Genomic DNA, 15426 nt, shown 5'->3' with positions numbered 1-15426 from the left:
ACCCCAGAATCGAGGCTCGTCAATGACGACGGACGGCACGACTGGAGAGAGATCGGGCGGCCCGGCCGCCCTCCCGTATCGCGAGGTGACAGACGCCAGAGGCCGGACCTTCCGGGTCGGGGAGACGGCACACTCCCTGCTCGGAATGGGCCGGGCGTGGATGGTCTGGCTGCCCTGGATCGCGATGATGGGCGTCAGCGTCTTCGAGTACGGCTTCAGCTCCGCCGAGGACACCCTGCAGCACGTCCACGGCTGGACGCTGACGGAGTCGTTCTGGATCGCCAGCATCTGGGCGGTCTTCCAGGCCGGGGTGGCCTTCCCGGCCGGCCGGCTGCGGGAGAAGGACGTCCTCTCCGCCCGCACCTGCATGCTGCTCGGTGCGGTGCTCGCCGGAATCGGCTTCGCCTCGCTGGCCGAGGTGAGCAACTACGTCCTGGCGATGATCGGGTACTCCGTCCTGGGCGGCGCCGGCGCCGGTCTGGTCTACGCGACCTGCATCAACATGGTCGGCAAGTGGTACCCGGAGAACCGCGGAGCCCGCACCGGCTTCGTCAACGGCGGCTTCGCCTACGGCACCCTGCCGCTGATCTTCGTGTTCTCCTACTGGTTCCACCCCTCCGACTTCCGCGTGGTGCTCAACGTGATCGCGCTGGGGATGCTGGTGGTCGTCGGGGTCAGCGGTTTCTTCTTCAAGGACCCGCCGAAGAACTGGTGGCCCGACGACGTCGACCCGCTGAACCGCGGCCGGTCGGTGAGCGACGCCCGGGCGGCCAGGCGGATGGAGAAGAACCCGCCGGCGATGCGGCAGTTCACCCCGAAGGAGGCGATCAAGACCGGTCAGCTGCCGCTGATGTGGGTGGCACTGGTCTGCATCGGCGGAGTGTCGCTGTTCGGCATCAACTTCCAGGTGCCGTTCGCCAAGTCGCTCGGCTTCGGCCCCCTGGTCGCCGCGTCCTCCGCGGGTGTCCTCGCGGTGGTCAACGGGGTCGGCCGGGCGGCCGTCGGCTGGCTCTCCGACTACCTGGGGCGGCGCACCACCCTGGTACTGGTGCTGCTGGTGGCCGCGGGCGCACAGGTCGGGGTGCTGTGGAGCGGTCAGGCCCACAACGAGCCGTTCTTCCTGATCTTCGCCTTCATCAACGGCTTCGGCGGGGGCGCGTTCTACCCGCTCTTCGCGGCACTCGTACCGGACTACTTCGGTGAGAACAACAACGCGCAGAACTACGGGCTGGTCTACAGCGCGAAGCTGGTCGGCGGCGTCGGCGGCGGCGGCCTCGCAGCGAGCGTGATCAGCGCCTGGGGCTACTCCGGCGGCTACTACCTGGCCTTCGGCATAGCCCTCCTCTCGGCCCTCCTGGCCCTGTGCCTGCGCCAGCCGGGCGCTCCGCGCGGCAAGCGCAGCCCGGCGCGCGCGCTGGCAGGCAGCAAGACGGCCTGACCCGCTTTCGCCGCCCCGCGATCGCGTAGCGATCAAGGGGCGCGGGGAATGGCGCCGCACCCGGCAATGGCGAACGGGTTGCAACCCGATGTCCGTTGCCGGGTGCGGCGCCGTTCGCCGCGGGCCGCGCAGTTCCCCGCGCCCCTTCGTGCGCGCCTTCGGCGCTACCTCAGCGGGCGGGCCTGACCCGCCTGCGGGTTGTCGCGGCGGGGCCGCAGAACCAGGGGCGCGGGGAACTGCGCGGCCCGGCCGCGACGGTGCCGCACTCGGCAATGGCGAATGGGTTGCAATCCGATCTCCGTTGCCGGGTGCGGCGCCGTTCCCCGCGCCCCTTGATCGCTACGCGATCGCGGGGCGCAGATCAGCGGCGCTCAGTCGGCCAGCAGCTCCAACTGCAAGTGGGCCGTCACCACCCAGTTCGGCGCGTCCACGATCTCGGAGATCTTCAGGTCCGCCGCCACACTGGCGAGGAGATACGCGTCCTCGGGCGCCAGCCCGGTCCGGCGGACGATCTCGTCGACCAGCGCTCGCGCGGCGTCCTTGCTCGCGATCATCAGGTCCGGGCCGATGCCGGTGGTGGCCAGCGCCCGCCCCTCGCGCTGGGAGCGGGCCGAGGTCTCGACGTACGGGGTGACCGGCGCCTCGCCCGGGCGCAGCCCGACCCGCAGCCGGACCAGCCCGTCGGTCTCCACACCGGTGCCGGCGACCTCCCCGTCGCCCATCGCCGCGTGGACGTCGCCGAGCGACAGCAGCCCGCCCTCGACGCCGACCGGCAGCACCAGCCGGGCGCCCGCGCCGACATGGCGGATGTCCATGTTGCCGCCCCACCGGCGCGGCGGGACCACCGAGTGGGGACCGTCCTCCGGCGGCGCCACCCCGATGGTGCCGACCATCGGCAGCAGCGGGATCTGGAGGCCCGGCAGCAGTTCGGCCGCGTCCGCCCCGATGGTGGAGACCCGCAGATGCGGCTCAGGGAAGTCCTCGGCCAGCAGACCGAAGCCGGGGATGCAGCCGGTCCAGCCCCAACTCCCGGTCCCCATCTCCAGGATGTCGACGACCAGCGCGTCCCCGGGCCGGGCGCCCGCGATCCGGAACGGTCCGGTGACCGGGTTGAGCCGTCCGAAGTCCATCCCGGCCAGCTCGGCCGCCGCAGAGCCGGCGGTCAGCTGGCCGCCGCTGGACTCGGCGGTCTCCACGGTGAGTTCGGCGCCGGGCTCGATCTCCGCGATCGGCGGGATCGTCCGGTCCCAGGCGTTGTGCAGCGAGTCGCCGCTTCGGGAGAAACGCATCGGTCCTCAGCCCTCCAGGTTCATGGCCAGTTCGGTGTTCCGCCCCGAGAAGCGGTGGTACAGCAGGATCAGCCCGCCCACGCAGAGCCAGGCGATCCCGCCGAGCTGCGCCCGGCCGTCCATGTTCACCAGCACGTAGCCGATGACCACGAAGCCGACCGCGGGCATCACCAGGTGGAGCCCCCAGCGCCGGCTGCGGTTGCGCAGCACGAAGTGGGTGACCACCGAGACGTGCAGCAGCAGGAAGGAGAAGAGGGCGCCGAAGTTCACCAGCGAGGAGAGGAGGTCGACCTGGCCGACGAAGACCAGTCCCATCACCAGCGACAGCCCGCCGACGAGGAGCAGCGCCCGCTCCGGCACCTTCCGCACCGGGTGGATGTGGGCGAGGAAGGCCGGCAGCTTCCGGTCCCGCGCCATCGAGAAGAGCAGCCGCGAGGTGGCCGCCTGGGCGACCAGCGAGTTGGCGATTCCGGTGGCCAGCGCGGAGGCCACCGCGACGGTGATCTTCAGCCAGCTGCCGCCCGCGATCCGCGCGATGTCGTAGAAGGCGGAGTTGGTGGCGTCCCCGTCGGCGAACGCCGTCTTGCCGGGGACCAGCAGCGCCGCCACATAGGTCTGGATCACGAAGAGGCCCGCGACCACCAGCAGGGCCAGTACGGTGGCCTTGCCGACCAGCCGCCGGTCCCCGCTCTTGACCTCCTCCGACAGTGTCGAGATGCCGTCGAAGCCGAGGAAGCTCAGCACCGCCACCGACAGTGCCCCGAAGATGAGCCCCGGGGTCACCAGCTTGGGCTGGAGGAGGGGCGCGAAGGAGAAGTGGGCGCCGTTCTTCCCCTGCGCCACGGCGATCAGGCCGAAGACCGTGAAGAGCGCCAGCACCACGAGTTCGGCGATCAGGAAGATCTTGTTGAGCCGCGCGGTGGACTCGATCCCGAAGAAGTTGACCGAGGTGTTGACCAGTACGAACGCCACCACCCAGAGCCACGGCGGGATCCCGGGGACCAGCGAGTTCAGCGCCGCCGCGCTCATCACGTAGAGGAGGGTGGGGATCAGCAGGTAATCCAGCAGGATCGCCCAGCCGGCCAGGAAGCCGACCTTGTCGTTGATGCCGCGGCCGGCGTACGCGTAGACCGAGCCGGCGATCGGGAAGGCGCGGGACATCTCCCGGTAGCTGTACGCCGTGAAGAGCATCGCGACCAGACCTATCAGATAGGTCAGTGGGACCATGCCCTTGGCGCCGTTGTAGACCACGCCGAAGATCGCGAACGGCGCGATCGGCACCATGAAGACCAGGCCGTAGATCATCAGATCGGCCAGCGAGAGGGAGCGCTTGAGCTCCTGGGCGTAGCCGAAGGAGCCGAGGGCGGCCTCGGCGTCCTGCTGCGGTGCCGTCGTCATCCGGTCTCCTCCGTCTGCTCGTCGTGGTGGGCGAGGAACTCGGCGACCACCCGCAGGCAGGCCTCCTTCTCCTCGACGTGCGGCATGTGGCTGGAGTCCTCGAAGACCTCCCAGCGGACGTCCGCGATCCGCTCGGCGTACGGCCGGACGGTCTCCGGGGTGGCCTCGTCGTGGCGGCCGGTGATCAGCAGGGTGGGCGCGGTGATCCGGTCCAGCCGGTCGATCACCGTCCAGTCCCGGAGAGTGCCGACCACGTGGAACTCGCTGGGCCCGTTCATGGTGTGGTAGACCGTCGGGTCCTCGTCGATGGCGGCGAAGGTCCGGGCCACCCCGTCCGGCCAGGGGATCCGGCAGACGTGCCGGTCGTAGAAGACCCGGACGGCGGCGGCGTACTCGGGGGAGTCGGTGGTGCCGGCCGCCTCGTGCTCGGTCAGCGTCCGCTGGACGTCCTCCGGCAGGCGGGAGCGCAGCTCCTGGGCGGCGGCCAGCCAGAGCGGCATCGAGGCGGGGGAGTCGGCGATCACCAGCGAGCGCAGCCCGGCGGGCGCGGTCACCGCGTGCTCGGCGCCGAGCATCCCGCCCCAGGACTGGCCGAGCAGGTGGTAGTCCCGCTCGATGCCCAGATGCCGCAGCAGGGCGTCGAGTTCGTCGAGGAAGAGCTGGACGGTCCAGAACTCCGGGCCGGCCTCGGGGAGGTGGCTGGAGCGGCCGTTGCCCAGCTGGTCGTAGTGGACGACCGGGCGGCCGGTGGCGGCGGTCAGCTCGGCGAAGGACTCCACGTAGTCGTGGGTGCAGCCGGGGCCGCCGTGCAGCACGACCAGCGGGGTCAGCGGCGAGTCCAGCGAGCCGGACACCCGGTACCAGGTGCGGTGGCCGCGGAAGGGCAGGTATCCCTCGGTCACGATCCTCCTCGGAGAGCGGTGGGGTGGGACGTCACGGCAGCGTATGCGGTTAAAGGTCTACTGCCTAGACCTTTTTCTGTAACGTGTAGGTTTCCCCGTGGACAGGAGGTGGTCGTGAGCGAGGAACGGCATCGGCAGCCGCTGGGTCCCCTGCACGCGCCCAGCACCGCGGAGCAGATCGCCCACCGGCTGGCCACCGCGATCGCGCTGGGCGAGTTCAGCGTGGGGGAGCGGCTGCCGAGCGAGCGCGAGCTGGCGGCGACCCTGGAGGTCAGCCGGGAGAGCGTACGCGGGGCCCTGCGCTCGCTGGCCGAGTCCGGGCAGCTGGAGATCCGCCGGGGCCGCGGCGGCGGCGCGTTCGTCCGCGCCGACTGGGCGGCCGGCACGGAGAGCGCGGTGCGGGCCGCGCTGGTCGACCGGTGGCCGGACTTCGAGGCGCTCTTCGACTACCGGCGGCTGGTGGAGAGCCTGGTGGCGCGGACCGCGGCGGAGCGGGCGACGCCGGAGGACCGCGAGGCGATCACCGCCGCGCTGGCGGCGTTCGACGCGGCCGCCTCACCGGACGAGGCCCGCGGCCACGACACCGCGCTGCATCTCGCCGTCGCCCGGGCCACCCACAACCCGCGCCTGATCGAACTGCATGAGCGCCTGCTGTGGGAGGTCAGCCTCGGCGTCTCCGCCGAGCCGTACACCTGGGCCATCTACCACGAGGCCGCTCCCCAGCATCATGCGCTGGCGCGGGCCGTTCTCGCCGGCGACGCGGACCAGGCCGCGAAGGTCGCCCGCGCTCACTTCGGCATCACCGAGGAGGCCCTCCGCCGCTTGGCGGCCCGCATCCAGCACCCGGAGTGACGCCCCGGAGGCGGCGCCGCAGGCGCGCATCAGGGGGCGCGGGGAACTGCGAGCCCAGCCCTCCACGGCGCTGCATCCGGCCACGGGCGCCTGGACTGCAACCCGAACTCCGCACCCGGCTGCGGCGCCGTAAGCCGCTGGCCGCGCAGTTCCCCGCGCCCCTGATGCGCGCCTGCGGCGCTGCATCCGGGGCGGCGGCATCGCGGGCCGCGCAGTTCCCCCCGGGTTCGCCCTTCGGGCTACATCCCGGCGCGGAGGTGCCGTGTGTACGCCGCCGTCGTGCGAGCGGTGTGGCGGGACATGATGTCCGCCGCGCGGTCGCCCTCGCCCTTGGAGATCGCGCGGATCAGCCGCGCGTGCTCGTTCCAGGCGTCCTTGCCGCGCGGCTTCGCCAGCGGGGTGTAGTACCACCGCACCCGCCGGTCCACCAGCGCGATCAGCTCGCTCAGCACCATGTTCCCGGCCAGCTCCGTGATCGCCGCGTGGAGCGCCGAGTTGGCCGCCACCAGCCGCTCGACGTCCCCCGCCGCCAGCGCGGCCAGCCCCTCGTCCTGACGCTCCCACAGGCCGGCGATGGCCGCCTCGTCCAGCCCGGCCCCGGCGGCCAGCCGCGCCGAGTGGGTCTCCAACATGCCCCGCACGCTGAGCAGTTGCTCCGCCTCCTCGGCGGTCGGGGTGTGGACGAACGCGCCCTGCGCCGGGCGCAGGTCCACCCAGCCGTCGGTCTGCAGCCGCTGCAGCGCCTCCCGTACGGGCTGCCGGCTGACGCCCAGCTGCTCGGCCAGCTCGGCCTCCACGAGGTGCGCCCCCGGCCGCAGCTCGCCCTTGATGATCAGCTCCACCAGTGCGTCGTAGACGGCCTGGCGCAGCGGCGCGGGCCGGGCGACCCGGCGGGAACGGGCGTCGTTCACGGACACTGAGTCGGCCATGGCCAACAGGGTAGAGGCCGTCGTATGCAATCCGCCCCGGAACGGGCAACCTGCCGTTCCGGGGCGGAGAGGGGGCGAAGGGGACTAGGCCCGCGAGGCCGCGCGCCTGGCCCGGACCGCGCCGACCTTCCGGCGCAGCACCAGCAGCGGGGCCATCAGCGCCAGCGCCACCTGGAGTCCGGCGCCGACCTTCAGCAGCGCGAACCCGTCCGGCGCCCCGGAGGCCCAGGCCGCCAGGCAGCCCACCGCGACCACGATCCAGCACAGCGTGGCCACCGCGAGCATCCCGCGCGGCTTCGGGTACTCGACCCGGCTGACCATCAGTCCGGCCACCGCCGCGATGCCGATCACGGCCGGCACGAACGGCGGGTTCAGCAGCACGATGGAGATCACCGTGAGCGCGCCCATCGGGCAGGGCATGCCCTGGAACACCCCGGGCCGCAGCTTCACGCAGGAGAATCTGGCCAGCCGCAGCACCACGGCGATCATCACCACGATCGCGGTGAGCACCGACACCTTCTGGTGCCCGCTGTCCGAGACCATCCCCCACACCAGCACGAAGTAGGCGGGGGCGAGTCCGAAGCTGATCAGGTCGGCGAGGTTGTCCAGCTCGGCGCCGAGCGCCGAGCCGCGCAGCTTGCGGGCCACCAGCCCGTCGAAGAGGTCGCAGGTGGCGCCGATCAGCAGCAGGATCACCGCGGTCGCCGCCGACCGCCGCGAGCTGCCCACGTCGACCCCCTCCAGGTGCGGGATCAGCACCCGGGTGGTCATGCAGTAGATCGCGAGGAACCCGCAGACGGCGTTGCCCAGGGTGAGCATGTCCGCGGTGGAGAGCTGCTGCGGGCCGAGCGGCTCGCGCAGCTCGCGGTCGCGCTGCCAGCGGAGCCGGACCAGACGGGTGTCCAGCACCTCGTCGTCCTCGTCCTGCCGGCTGGTCAGGGATTCCGGATCAGTCACGGTCAAGGCGAGTCACCCCGGCGCTCGTTCGCTGTCCGACCTCGACTCCGGGCTCGATCCCCGGCGGGAGATAGGTGTCGACCCGCGAGCCGAACCGGATCAGACCCACCCGGTCACCCCGCTCCACCTTGGCGCCCGGCTCCAGATACGGCACGATCCGCCGGGCCACGGCGCCGGCGATCTGCACCATCTCGACGTCGCCGAGCTCGGTGTCGAAGTGCCAGACGACCCGCTCGTTGCGGTCGCTGTCCTTGTTGAAGGCGGGGACGTAGCCGCCGGGCACGTGTTCGACCGACGTCACCGTGCCGTCCAGCGGGGCGCGGTTCACGTGGACGTTGAGCGGGCTCATGAAGACCGCCACCCGGGTCCGGCCGTCCGGCCAGGCGTCGATCGACTGCACCACGCCGTCGGCGGGGCAGAGCACCCGCCCGGCTCCGGGGGCGCGCTCCGGGTCACGGAAGAACCAGAGCATTCCGGCGGTGAGCGCCACGCTGGGCACCGCCGCGGCCGCCCAGCGTCCGCTGCGCCGGGTGAGGGCGGTGCAGGCGGCCGCGGTGAGCGCGGTGGGCAGCAGCCAGGGGGATGCGCCCCGGGCGAGGCTGTAGCCGGCGCGGGGCTTCCTGGGCGCCGGAGGGGTTGGGGACGGGCTGAAGGGCATCGAAGACCTTTGGTCGCGGTCGCGGTGCCGAACTGCCTTGCGCGGTACCCGGCCTCCTGCCGCTCGGGGGGTGCCGTGCGGAGCTGATGAGTTCGGGTAACGCCGCGGTCGGCAGCAGGCGGGGCCGCGGGCTCTTGGGGTTCGTGGCTGGGATTCTCAACTACTGGTTGCTGTCCCGGGGGATGCTATCGGCAGCGGGTGGGCGCGGGGCAAGCTCCGGTTGGCCTGAACCTGACTTGTGGCCGGTCTCAGGCCCCCGCGGGGCCCGCACAATAGCGCACGCGCCCTGCAAGGGTGCCATGATCGGCGCAACTTTGACGCGCTGCCGCCCCACGACCGGCGCTCAGCCCGCCTCAGCCCTCCAGCCGGTACTCCTCCAGGAGACGCCGTCCGACGATCATTTTCTGGATCTCCGCAGTACCTTCACCGATCAGGAGCATGGGGGCCTCCCGGTAGAGGCGCTCGATCTCGTACTCCTTGGAGAAGCCGTAGCCGCCGTGGATGCGGAAGGCGTCCTCGACGACCTCCTTGCAGTACTCGGAGGCGAGGTACTTGGCCATCCCGGCCTCCAGGTCGTTGCGCTCCCCGGAGTCCTTCTTGCGGGCGGCCATCACCATCATCTGGTGGGCCGCCTCCACCTTGGTGGCCATCTCGGCGAGCTTGAACTGGATCGCCTGGTGCTGGGCGATCTTCTTGCCGAAGGTCTCCCGCTGCTGGGCGTAGGCGATCCCCAGTTCGAAGGCCCGGCGGGCGACCCCGCAGCCGCGCGCGGCCACGTTCACCCGGCCGACCTCGACGCCGTCCATCATCTGGTAGAAGCCGCGGCCGCTGGCGCCGCCCAGGACGCGGTCGGCCGGGACCCGGACGTCCTGGAGGACGAGCTCGGTGGTGTCGACGCCCTTGTAGCCCATCTTCTCGATCTTGCCGGGCACGGTGAGGCCGGGGACCTTCTCGTTCTCCCCGAAGCCGGGCTCCTTCTCGATCAGGAAGGTGGTCATGTTGCGGTGGGCGGCTGTGTTCTCGGGGTCTCCCTCGTCCGTGTGAGCAAGGAGCGCGACCAGGGTTGACGAACCCCCGTTCGTCAGCCACATCTTCTGGCCGTTGACCACCCAGTCGCCGCCCTCGCCGTCCTGGACCGCCTTGGTGCGGATGGCGGCCACGTCCGAGCCGAGGCCCGGCTCGGACATCGAGAAGGCGCCGCGGACCTCGCCGGCGGCCATCCGGGGCAGGAAGTACTCCTTCTGCTCCTGGGTGCCGTGGGCGTTGATCATGTGGGCGACGATGAAGTGGGTGTTCACGATGCCGGACACCGACATCCAGCCGCGGGCGATCTCCTCGACCACCAGCGCGTAGGTGAGGAGGGACTCGCCCAGCCCGCCGAACTCCTCGGGGATGGTCAGCCCGAACAGGCCGAGCTCCTTCATCCCCTCGACGATCTTCGTGGGGTACTCGTCCCGGTGCTCCAGCTCGGTGGCGACCGGAATGATCTCCTTGTCGACGAAGTCCCGGACCGTGGCCAGGATGTCCCGCTGGACCTCGGTCAGCCCGTCCGTCTGCTGCAGGCGTCCGCCGGCCATGTCACTTCCCCTCTCGCGGCTCGGGGCGGCCCGGCTGCTCGCCGCCGCGCGCCTCGATGTACTCGGCGGTCGGCACCATCACCTTGCGGCGGAAGACGCAGACCAGCGTCCCGTCCTGCTTGTAGCCCCTGGTCTCGACGTACACGATGCCGCGGTCGGTCTTCGACCTCGACGGGGTCTTGTCCAGCACGGTCGTCTCGCCGTAGATCGTGTCCCCGTGGAAGGTGGGAGCGACGTGCTTCAGCGACTCCACCTCCAGGTTGGCGATCGCCTTGCCGGAGACGTCCGGCACGGACATCCCGAGCAGCAGCGAGTAGACGTAGTTCCCGACCACGACGTTCCGCTTGAAGTCGGTGGTCTCCTCGGCGTAGTTGGCGTCCAGGTGGAGCGGATGGTGATTCATCGTCAGCAGACAGAAGAGATGATCGTCATACTCCGTGACGGTCTTCCCGGGCCAGTGCTTGTAGATCGCTCCGACCTCGAACTCTTCGTATGTGCGGCCGAATTGCATGGTTGCTCCCAACAGTGTCGTCTCCCAGGGCTCCGCCCCCGGCCCCGCGAGTGGCGCAGCGACTCAAGGGGCGCGGGGAACCCCGCGCCCCTGAACCGGCCCTTCGGGCCTCACCGGGGCTCGGGCAGGCGCCCCGCTCAGCTCTGCGGTGGGGTGAACGTCGTCGTACGCTGCATGCCGGCCGCCCGGCCCTTCCCCGAGATGACCAGCGCCATCTTGCGCGAGGCCTCGTCGATCATCTCGTCGCCCAGCATCGCGGAACCCTTGAAGCCCCCGGCTTCGGACGTGCACCACTCGTAGGCGTCGAGGATCATCTCGGCGTGGTCGAAGTCCTCCTGAGAGGGCGAGAACAGCTCGTTCGCGATCGCGACCTGGTCCGGGTGGAGCACCCACTTCCCGTCGAAGCCCAGCGCCGCCGCCCGCCCGGCGACCTCCCGGAACCCCTCCGGGTTGCGCACCTGGAGGTACGGCCCGTCGATCGCCTGCACGTCGTGCGTCCGCGCGGCCATCAGGATCCGCATCAGGATGTAGTGGTAGGCGTCCGCGCCGTACCCGGGCGGCTGCTCCCCGACCACCAGCGACTTCATGTTGATGGACGCCATGAAGTCGGCCGGGCCGAAGATGATCGTCTCGATCCGCGGCGAGGCGGCCGCGATCTCGTCGACGTTCACCAGGCCCTTGGCGTTCTCGATCTGCGCCTCGATGCCGATCCGCCCGACCTCGAAGCCCATCGTCTTCTCGATCTGGGTCAGCATCAGGTCCAGCGCCTGCACCTGGGCGGCGTCCTGCACCTTCGGCAGCATGATGCAGTCCAGGTTCGCCCCGGCGCCCTCGACCACCGTGACCACGTCGCGGTAGGTCCAGTGGGTGGTCCAGTCGTTCACCCGCACCACGCGCGTCTTGCCGCTCCAGTCACCGGTGTTCAGCGCGTCCACGATCATGTGCCGGGCCTTCTCCTTGACCCCGGGCGCGCACGCGTCCTCCAGGTCCAGGAACACCTGGTCCGCGGCCAGCCCCTGGGCCTTCTCCAGGAACCGCGGGTTGCTGCCCGGCACGGCCAGGCAGGAACGGCGCGGACGGAGCCGGCTCACGCCCTCAGCGGTCTCGTTCGAAGCAGTCATGCTGCGTGGGCTTCCTTTCGCTTCGCGTACGGCGCCAGCTGGTTCGCGGCGCGGATGTGGTCGACGATCCGGCCGATGATCGCGGTGATGCCGAAGTCCTTGGGGGTGAACACGGCCGCCACCCCCTCGGCGATCAGGGCCCGCTCGTCCGCGGCCGGGATGATGCCGCCGACCACCACGGGCACATCCTCCCCTCCGGCCGCCCGCAGGCGCCGTATGACGTCCGGCACAAGCTCGGCGTGTGCCCCGGAGAGGATGGACAGGCCGACGCAGTGGACGTCCTCGGCCACGGCCGCCGCCGCGATCTGCTCGGGGGTCAGCCGGATGCCCTGGTAGACGACCTCCAGGCCGGCGTCCCGCGCCCGCACGGCGATCTGCTCGGCGCCGTTGGAGTGGCCGTCCAGGCCCGGCTTGCCGACCAGCAGCCGCAGCGCGCCGACCCCCAGCTCCTCCGCCGTCGCCCGTACGGCCTCCCGCACCTCGGCCAGCTCGGCGTCGGTCTCCGCGGAGACGGCCACCGGGGCCGAGGAGACGCCGGTCGGCGCCCGGTACTCGCCGAACACCTCGCGCAGCGCCTGCGCCCACTCGCCGGTGGTCACCCCGGCCTTCACGCAGGCCAGCGTCCAATGCATGAGGTTCTGCTCGGTCGCGGCCGCCCGCTTGAGGTCGCCGAGCGCGTCGGCGACCGCGGACGGGTCGCGCTCCTTGCGCCAGCGCTGCAGGGCCTCGACGGTCGCCTTCTCGTGCGCCGGGTCGACCTGCTGGACCGCGGCGTCCAGGTCCGCGGTCAGCGGGTTGGGCTCGGTGCCGGTGAAGGCGTTGACGCCGACCACGGTGTCCTCGCCGGACTCGATCCGGGCCCGCCGCTCCGCGTGCGAGGAGACCAGCTGCGCCTTGAGGTAGCCGGACTCGACGGCCGGGATGACCCCGCCCATCTCCAGCACCCGCTCGATCTCCTCCTCGGCGCCCTCGACCAGCTCCTCGGTCTTGGCCTCGACGACCTTGGAGCCCTCGAAGAGGTCCCCGTACTCCAGCAGGTCGGACTCGTAGGCCAGCACCTGCTGGATCCGCAGCGACCACTGCTGGTCCCACGGCCGGGGGAGGCCCAGGGCCTCGTTCCAGGCCGGGAGCTGGACGGCACGAGCGCGGGCGTCCTTGGACAGTGTCACCGCGAGCATCTCCAGCACGATCCGCTGGACGTTGTTCTCCGGCTGGGCCTCGGTCAGCCCCAGCGAGTTGACCTGCACCCCGTACCGGAAACGACGTTGCTTCTCGTCCCGGACGCCGTAGCGCTCGAAGGTGACGCGGTCCCAGATCCGGGTGAAGGCCCGCATCTTGCACATCTCCTCGACGAAGCGGACGCCCGCGTTGACGAAGAAGGAGATCCGCCCGACCACGTCGCCCATCCGCTCCTCGGGCACCTGCCCGGAGTCGCGGACCGCGTCCAGCACGGCGATCGCCGTGCACATCGCGTACGCCAGCTCCTGGACCGGGGTGGCCCCGGCCTCCTGGAGGTGGTAGCTGCAGATGTTGATCGGGTTCCACTTGGGGATGTTCGCCACCGCGTAGGCGATGGTGTCGGTCGTCAGCCGGAGCGAGGGCCCGGGCGGGAACACGTGCGTCCCCCGGGAGAGGTACTCCTTGACGATGTCGTTCTGCACCGTCCCGGTGAGCTTGGCGACGTCCGCGCCCTGCTCCTCGGCGACCGCCTGGTAGAGCGCCAGCAGCCACATGGCGGTGGCGTTGATGGTCATCGAGGTGTTGGTCTTCTCCAGCGGGATGCCGTCGAAGAGGGCGCGCATGTCACCGAGGTGGGAGACCGGCACGCCGACCCGGCCGACCTCGCCGCGGGCGAGGATGTGGTCCGGGTCGTAGCCGGTCTGGGTCGGCAGGTCGAAGGCGACCGAGAGACCCGTCTGCCCCTTGGCGAGGTTGCGCCGGTAGAGCGCGTTGGACGCGGCCGCGGTGGAGTGGCCCGCGTAGGTCCGCATCAGCCAGGGCCGGTCCCGCTCCCGCTCCCGTCCGGTCTGACGATCCGTCATCATGCGCCCCCTGTTCAGACGTTGCGGCTGTGCTCGATGGTCCGCTCGCTGCGCTCGCGGAACAGGTTGATGGCGTCCAGGTGCTTCGCCCGCTTCTCCTGGTCGCGCACGCCCAGGCCCTCCTGCGGGGCGAGGCACAGCACGCCGACCTTGCCCTGGTGCCGGTTGTGGTGGACGTCCAGCGCGGCCTGCCCGGACTCCTCCAGCGGGTAGACCTTGGACAGCGTCGGGTGGATCTTCCCCTTGGCGATCAGCCGGTTCGCCTCCCAGGCCTCCCGGTAGTTGGCGAAGTGCGAGCCGATGATCCGCTTCAGCGACATCCACAGGTAGCGGTTGTCGTACTCGTGCATATAGCCCGAGGTGGAGGCGCAGGTGACGATGGTGCCGCCCTTGCGGGTCACATAGACGCTGGCGCCGAAGGTCTCCCGGCCCGGGTGCTCGAAGACGATGTCGACGTCCTCGCCGTCGGTGAACTCGCGGATCCGCTTGCCGAAGCGCTTCCACTCCCGCGGGTCCTGGGTCCGCTCGTCCTTCCAGAAGCGGAAGTCCTCGGCCCGGCGGTCGATCACCGCCTCCGCCCCCATCGCCCGGCAGATCTCCGCCTTGGCCTCACTGGAGACCACACAGATCGGGGTGGCACCGCCGGCCAGCGCGAACTGGGTGGCGTACGAGCCGAGGCCGCCACTGGCCCCCCAGATCAGGACGTTGTCGCCCTGCTTCATCCCGGCGCCGTTGCGGGAGACCAGCTGCCGGTAGGCGGTGGAGTTCACCAGGCCGGGGGAGGCGGCCTCCTCCCAGCTGAGGTGGTCCGGCTTGGGCATCAGCTGGTTGCTCTTGACCAGGGCGATCTCGGCCAGGCCGCCGAAGTTGGTCTCGAAGCCCCAGATCCGCTGCTCTGGGTCGAGCATCGTGTCGTTGTGGCCGTCGGCGCTCTCCAGCTCCACGGAGAGGCAGTGCGCCACCACCTCGTCACCGGCCTTCCAGCGCTGCACTCCGGGGCCGGTGCGCAGCACCACGCCGGCCAGGTCGGAGCCGAGGATGTGGTACGGCAGGTCGTGCCGGGCCCCCAGTGGCGAGCTCTTCCCGTAGCGGGAGAGGAAGTTGAAGGTGGAGACCGGCTCGAAGATGGCCGACCAGACGGTGTTGTAGTTGACCGAGCTGGCCATCACCGCCACCAGTGCCTCGCCCGGGCCGAGTTCGGGCACCGGCACGTCGTCCAGGTGGAGGGACTTGCGGGGGTCCTTGTCCCGGCTGTCGAGGCCGGCGAACATCTCCTGCTCGTCCTTGTGGAGCGTCACGGCGCGGTAGTGGTCGGGGATCTGGATCGCGGCCCAGTCCTCGGAACTGGCCTGGCCGCTGAGGGCGGCGTCGAGGATCTCGTTCATGGCGGTTGCCTCCGGCGGTGGTCCGGCGGTGAAGGGGTGAGGGTGAGGGTGCTCGTCGAAGGATTGGCGTGCGGTGGTCGCAGTACGTGCGTACCTGCGGTGGGTGCAGTCGGCGTCTTCGGTCGCGCATACCGGTGGCGCACCTGGTGGGAGCCGCTGCGCCGTGACCGGTGGGTAACAAGGTACTGGCACGCCGTGCCATCCGTAAAGACACCGCGTGCCAGGAATCTGCGATGCGTGTCACGTGGCGCGCGGAGGGCCCGCCGGGGTAGGTGCGGCGGCGCTCCCGGCGCTCTTCCGCGGACCGTCACCCGGATGGCCGCCGCACCGGCCGGAGGGGTTCGACGATCGATCGTCGAACCCCTCC

Annotated in this window: 13 protein-coding genes; 2 read left to right on the top strand and 11 right to left on the bottom strand. The window is 70.9% G+C overall.

Annotated elements, in window-relative coordinates:
* Positions 1–22 precede the first annotated feature (22 nt).
* The gene (locus BS73_RS11910) at positions 23–1438 is read left to right on the top strand and encodes an OFA family MFS transporter (protein ID WP_084703979.1); all 1416 of its coding nucleotides are present in this window, start codon (positions 23–25) and stop codon (positions 1436–1438) included.
* 371 nt (positions 1439–1809) lie between these two features.
* Here BS73_RS11910 and BS73_RS11905 read toward each other — a convergent pair whose 3' ends face one another.
* From BS73_RS11905 to BS73_RS11895, 3 genes are read right to left on the bottom strand one after another with little or no spacing between them, the layout of a single operon-like run.
* Complete coding sequence (locus BS73_RS11905) at positions 1810–2727, bottom strand: acetamidase/formamidase family protein (RefSeq protein WP_037571621.1); 918 nt, start codon at positions 2725–2727, stop codon at positions 1810–1812.
* A 6-nt stretch (positions 2728–2733) separates the two neighbouring features.
* Positions 2734–4125, bottom strand: a complete 1392-nt coding sequence (locus tag BS73_RS11900; protein WP_037571619.1) for an APC family permease — start codon at positions 4123–4125, stop codon at positions 2734–2736.
* A complete protein-coding gene (locus BS73_RS11895; RefSeq protein WP_235215382.1) occupies positions 4122–5027 on the bottom strand; it encodes a proline iminopeptidase-family hydrolase in 906 nt (301 codons plus the stop codon). The genes BS73_RS11900 and BS73_RS11895 overlap by 4 nt, the downstream gene beginning before the upstream one ends.
* A gap of 114 nt (positions 5028–5141) precedes the next feature.
* On the opposite strand from BS73_RS11895, the gene BS73_RS37285 reads away from it, so the two are divergent.
* A complete protein-coding gene (locus BS73_RS37285) occupies positions 5142–5879 on the top strand; it encodes a FadR/GntR family transcriptional regulator (protein WP_037571617.1) in 738 nt (245 codons plus the stop codon).
* 239 nt (positions 5880–6118) lie between these two features.
* Here BS73_RS37285 and BS73_RS11885 read toward each other — a convergent pair whose 3' ends face one another.
* The 8 genes from BS73_RS11885 to ccrA form a co-directional block, all read right to left on the bottom strand.
* Positions 6119–6808, bottom strand: a complete 690-nt coding sequence (locus BS73_RS11885; protein ID WP_037571616.1) for a GntR family transcriptional regulator — start codon at positions 6806–6808, stop codon at positions 6119–6121.
* A gap of 84 nt (positions 6809–6892) precedes the next feature.
* On the bottom strand, positions 6893–7771 hold the full coding sequence (locus BS73_RS11880) for a CDP-alcohol phosphatidyltransferase family protein (protein WP_407675000.1): 879 nt from the start codon (positions 7769–7771) through the stop codon (positions 6893–6895).
* Entirely contained in the window at positions 7758–8423 is a 666-nt protein-coding gene (locus tag BS73_RS11875; RefSeq protein WP_037571615.1) for a phosphatidylserine decarboxylase, read from the bottom strand. The genes BS73_RS11880 and BS73_RS11875 overlap by 14 nt, the downstream gene beginning before the upstream one ends.
* 353 nt (positions 8424–8776) lie before the next feature.
* A complete protein-coding gene (locus tag BS73_RS11870; protein WP_037571613.1) occupies positions 8777–10000 on the bottom strand; it encodes an acyl-CoA dehydrogenase family protein in 1224 nt (407 codons plus the stop codon).
* 1 nt (position 10001) lies between these two features.
* Positions 10002–10511, bottom strand: a complete 510-nt coding sequence (locus tag BS73_RS11865; protein ID WP_037571609.1) for a MaoC family dehydratase — start codon at positions 10509–10511, stop codon at positions 10002–10004.
* Between the two features lie 137 nt (positions 10512–10648).
* A complete protein-coding gene (locus BS73_RS11860; RefSeq protein WP_037571607.1) occupies positions 10649–11632 on the bottom strand; it encodes an HpcH/HpaI aldolase/citrate lyase family protein in 984 nt (327 codons plus the stop codon).
* The gene (locus BS73_RS11855) at positions 11629–13674 is read right to left on the bottom strand and encodes a protein meaA (RefSeq protein ID WP_037579190.1); all 2046 of its coding nucleotides are present in this window, start codon (positions 13672–13674) and stop codon (positions 11629–11631) included. The genes BS73_RS11860 and BS73_RS11855 overlap by 4 nt, the downstream gene beginning before the upstream one ends.
* Positions 13675–13688: 14 nt before the next feature.
* Entirely contained in the window at positions 13689–15059 is a 1371-nt protein-coding gene (gene ccrA, locus BS73_RS11850) for a crotonyl-CoA carboxylase/reductase (RefSeq protein ID WP_037571605.1), read from the bottom strand.
* Positions 15060–15426: the final 367 nt, after the last annotated feature.

It is taken from the genome of Phaeacidiphilus oryzae TH49, from assembly GCF_000744815.1.
Taxonomy (GTDB): Bacteria; Actinomycetota; Actinomycetes; order Streptomycetales; family Streptomycetaceae; genus Phaeacidiphilus; species Phaeacidiphilus oryzae.
The sequence above is the reverse complement of the archived record's forward strand: the minus strand, read 5'-3'. Positions and strand labels throughout refer to the sequence as shown.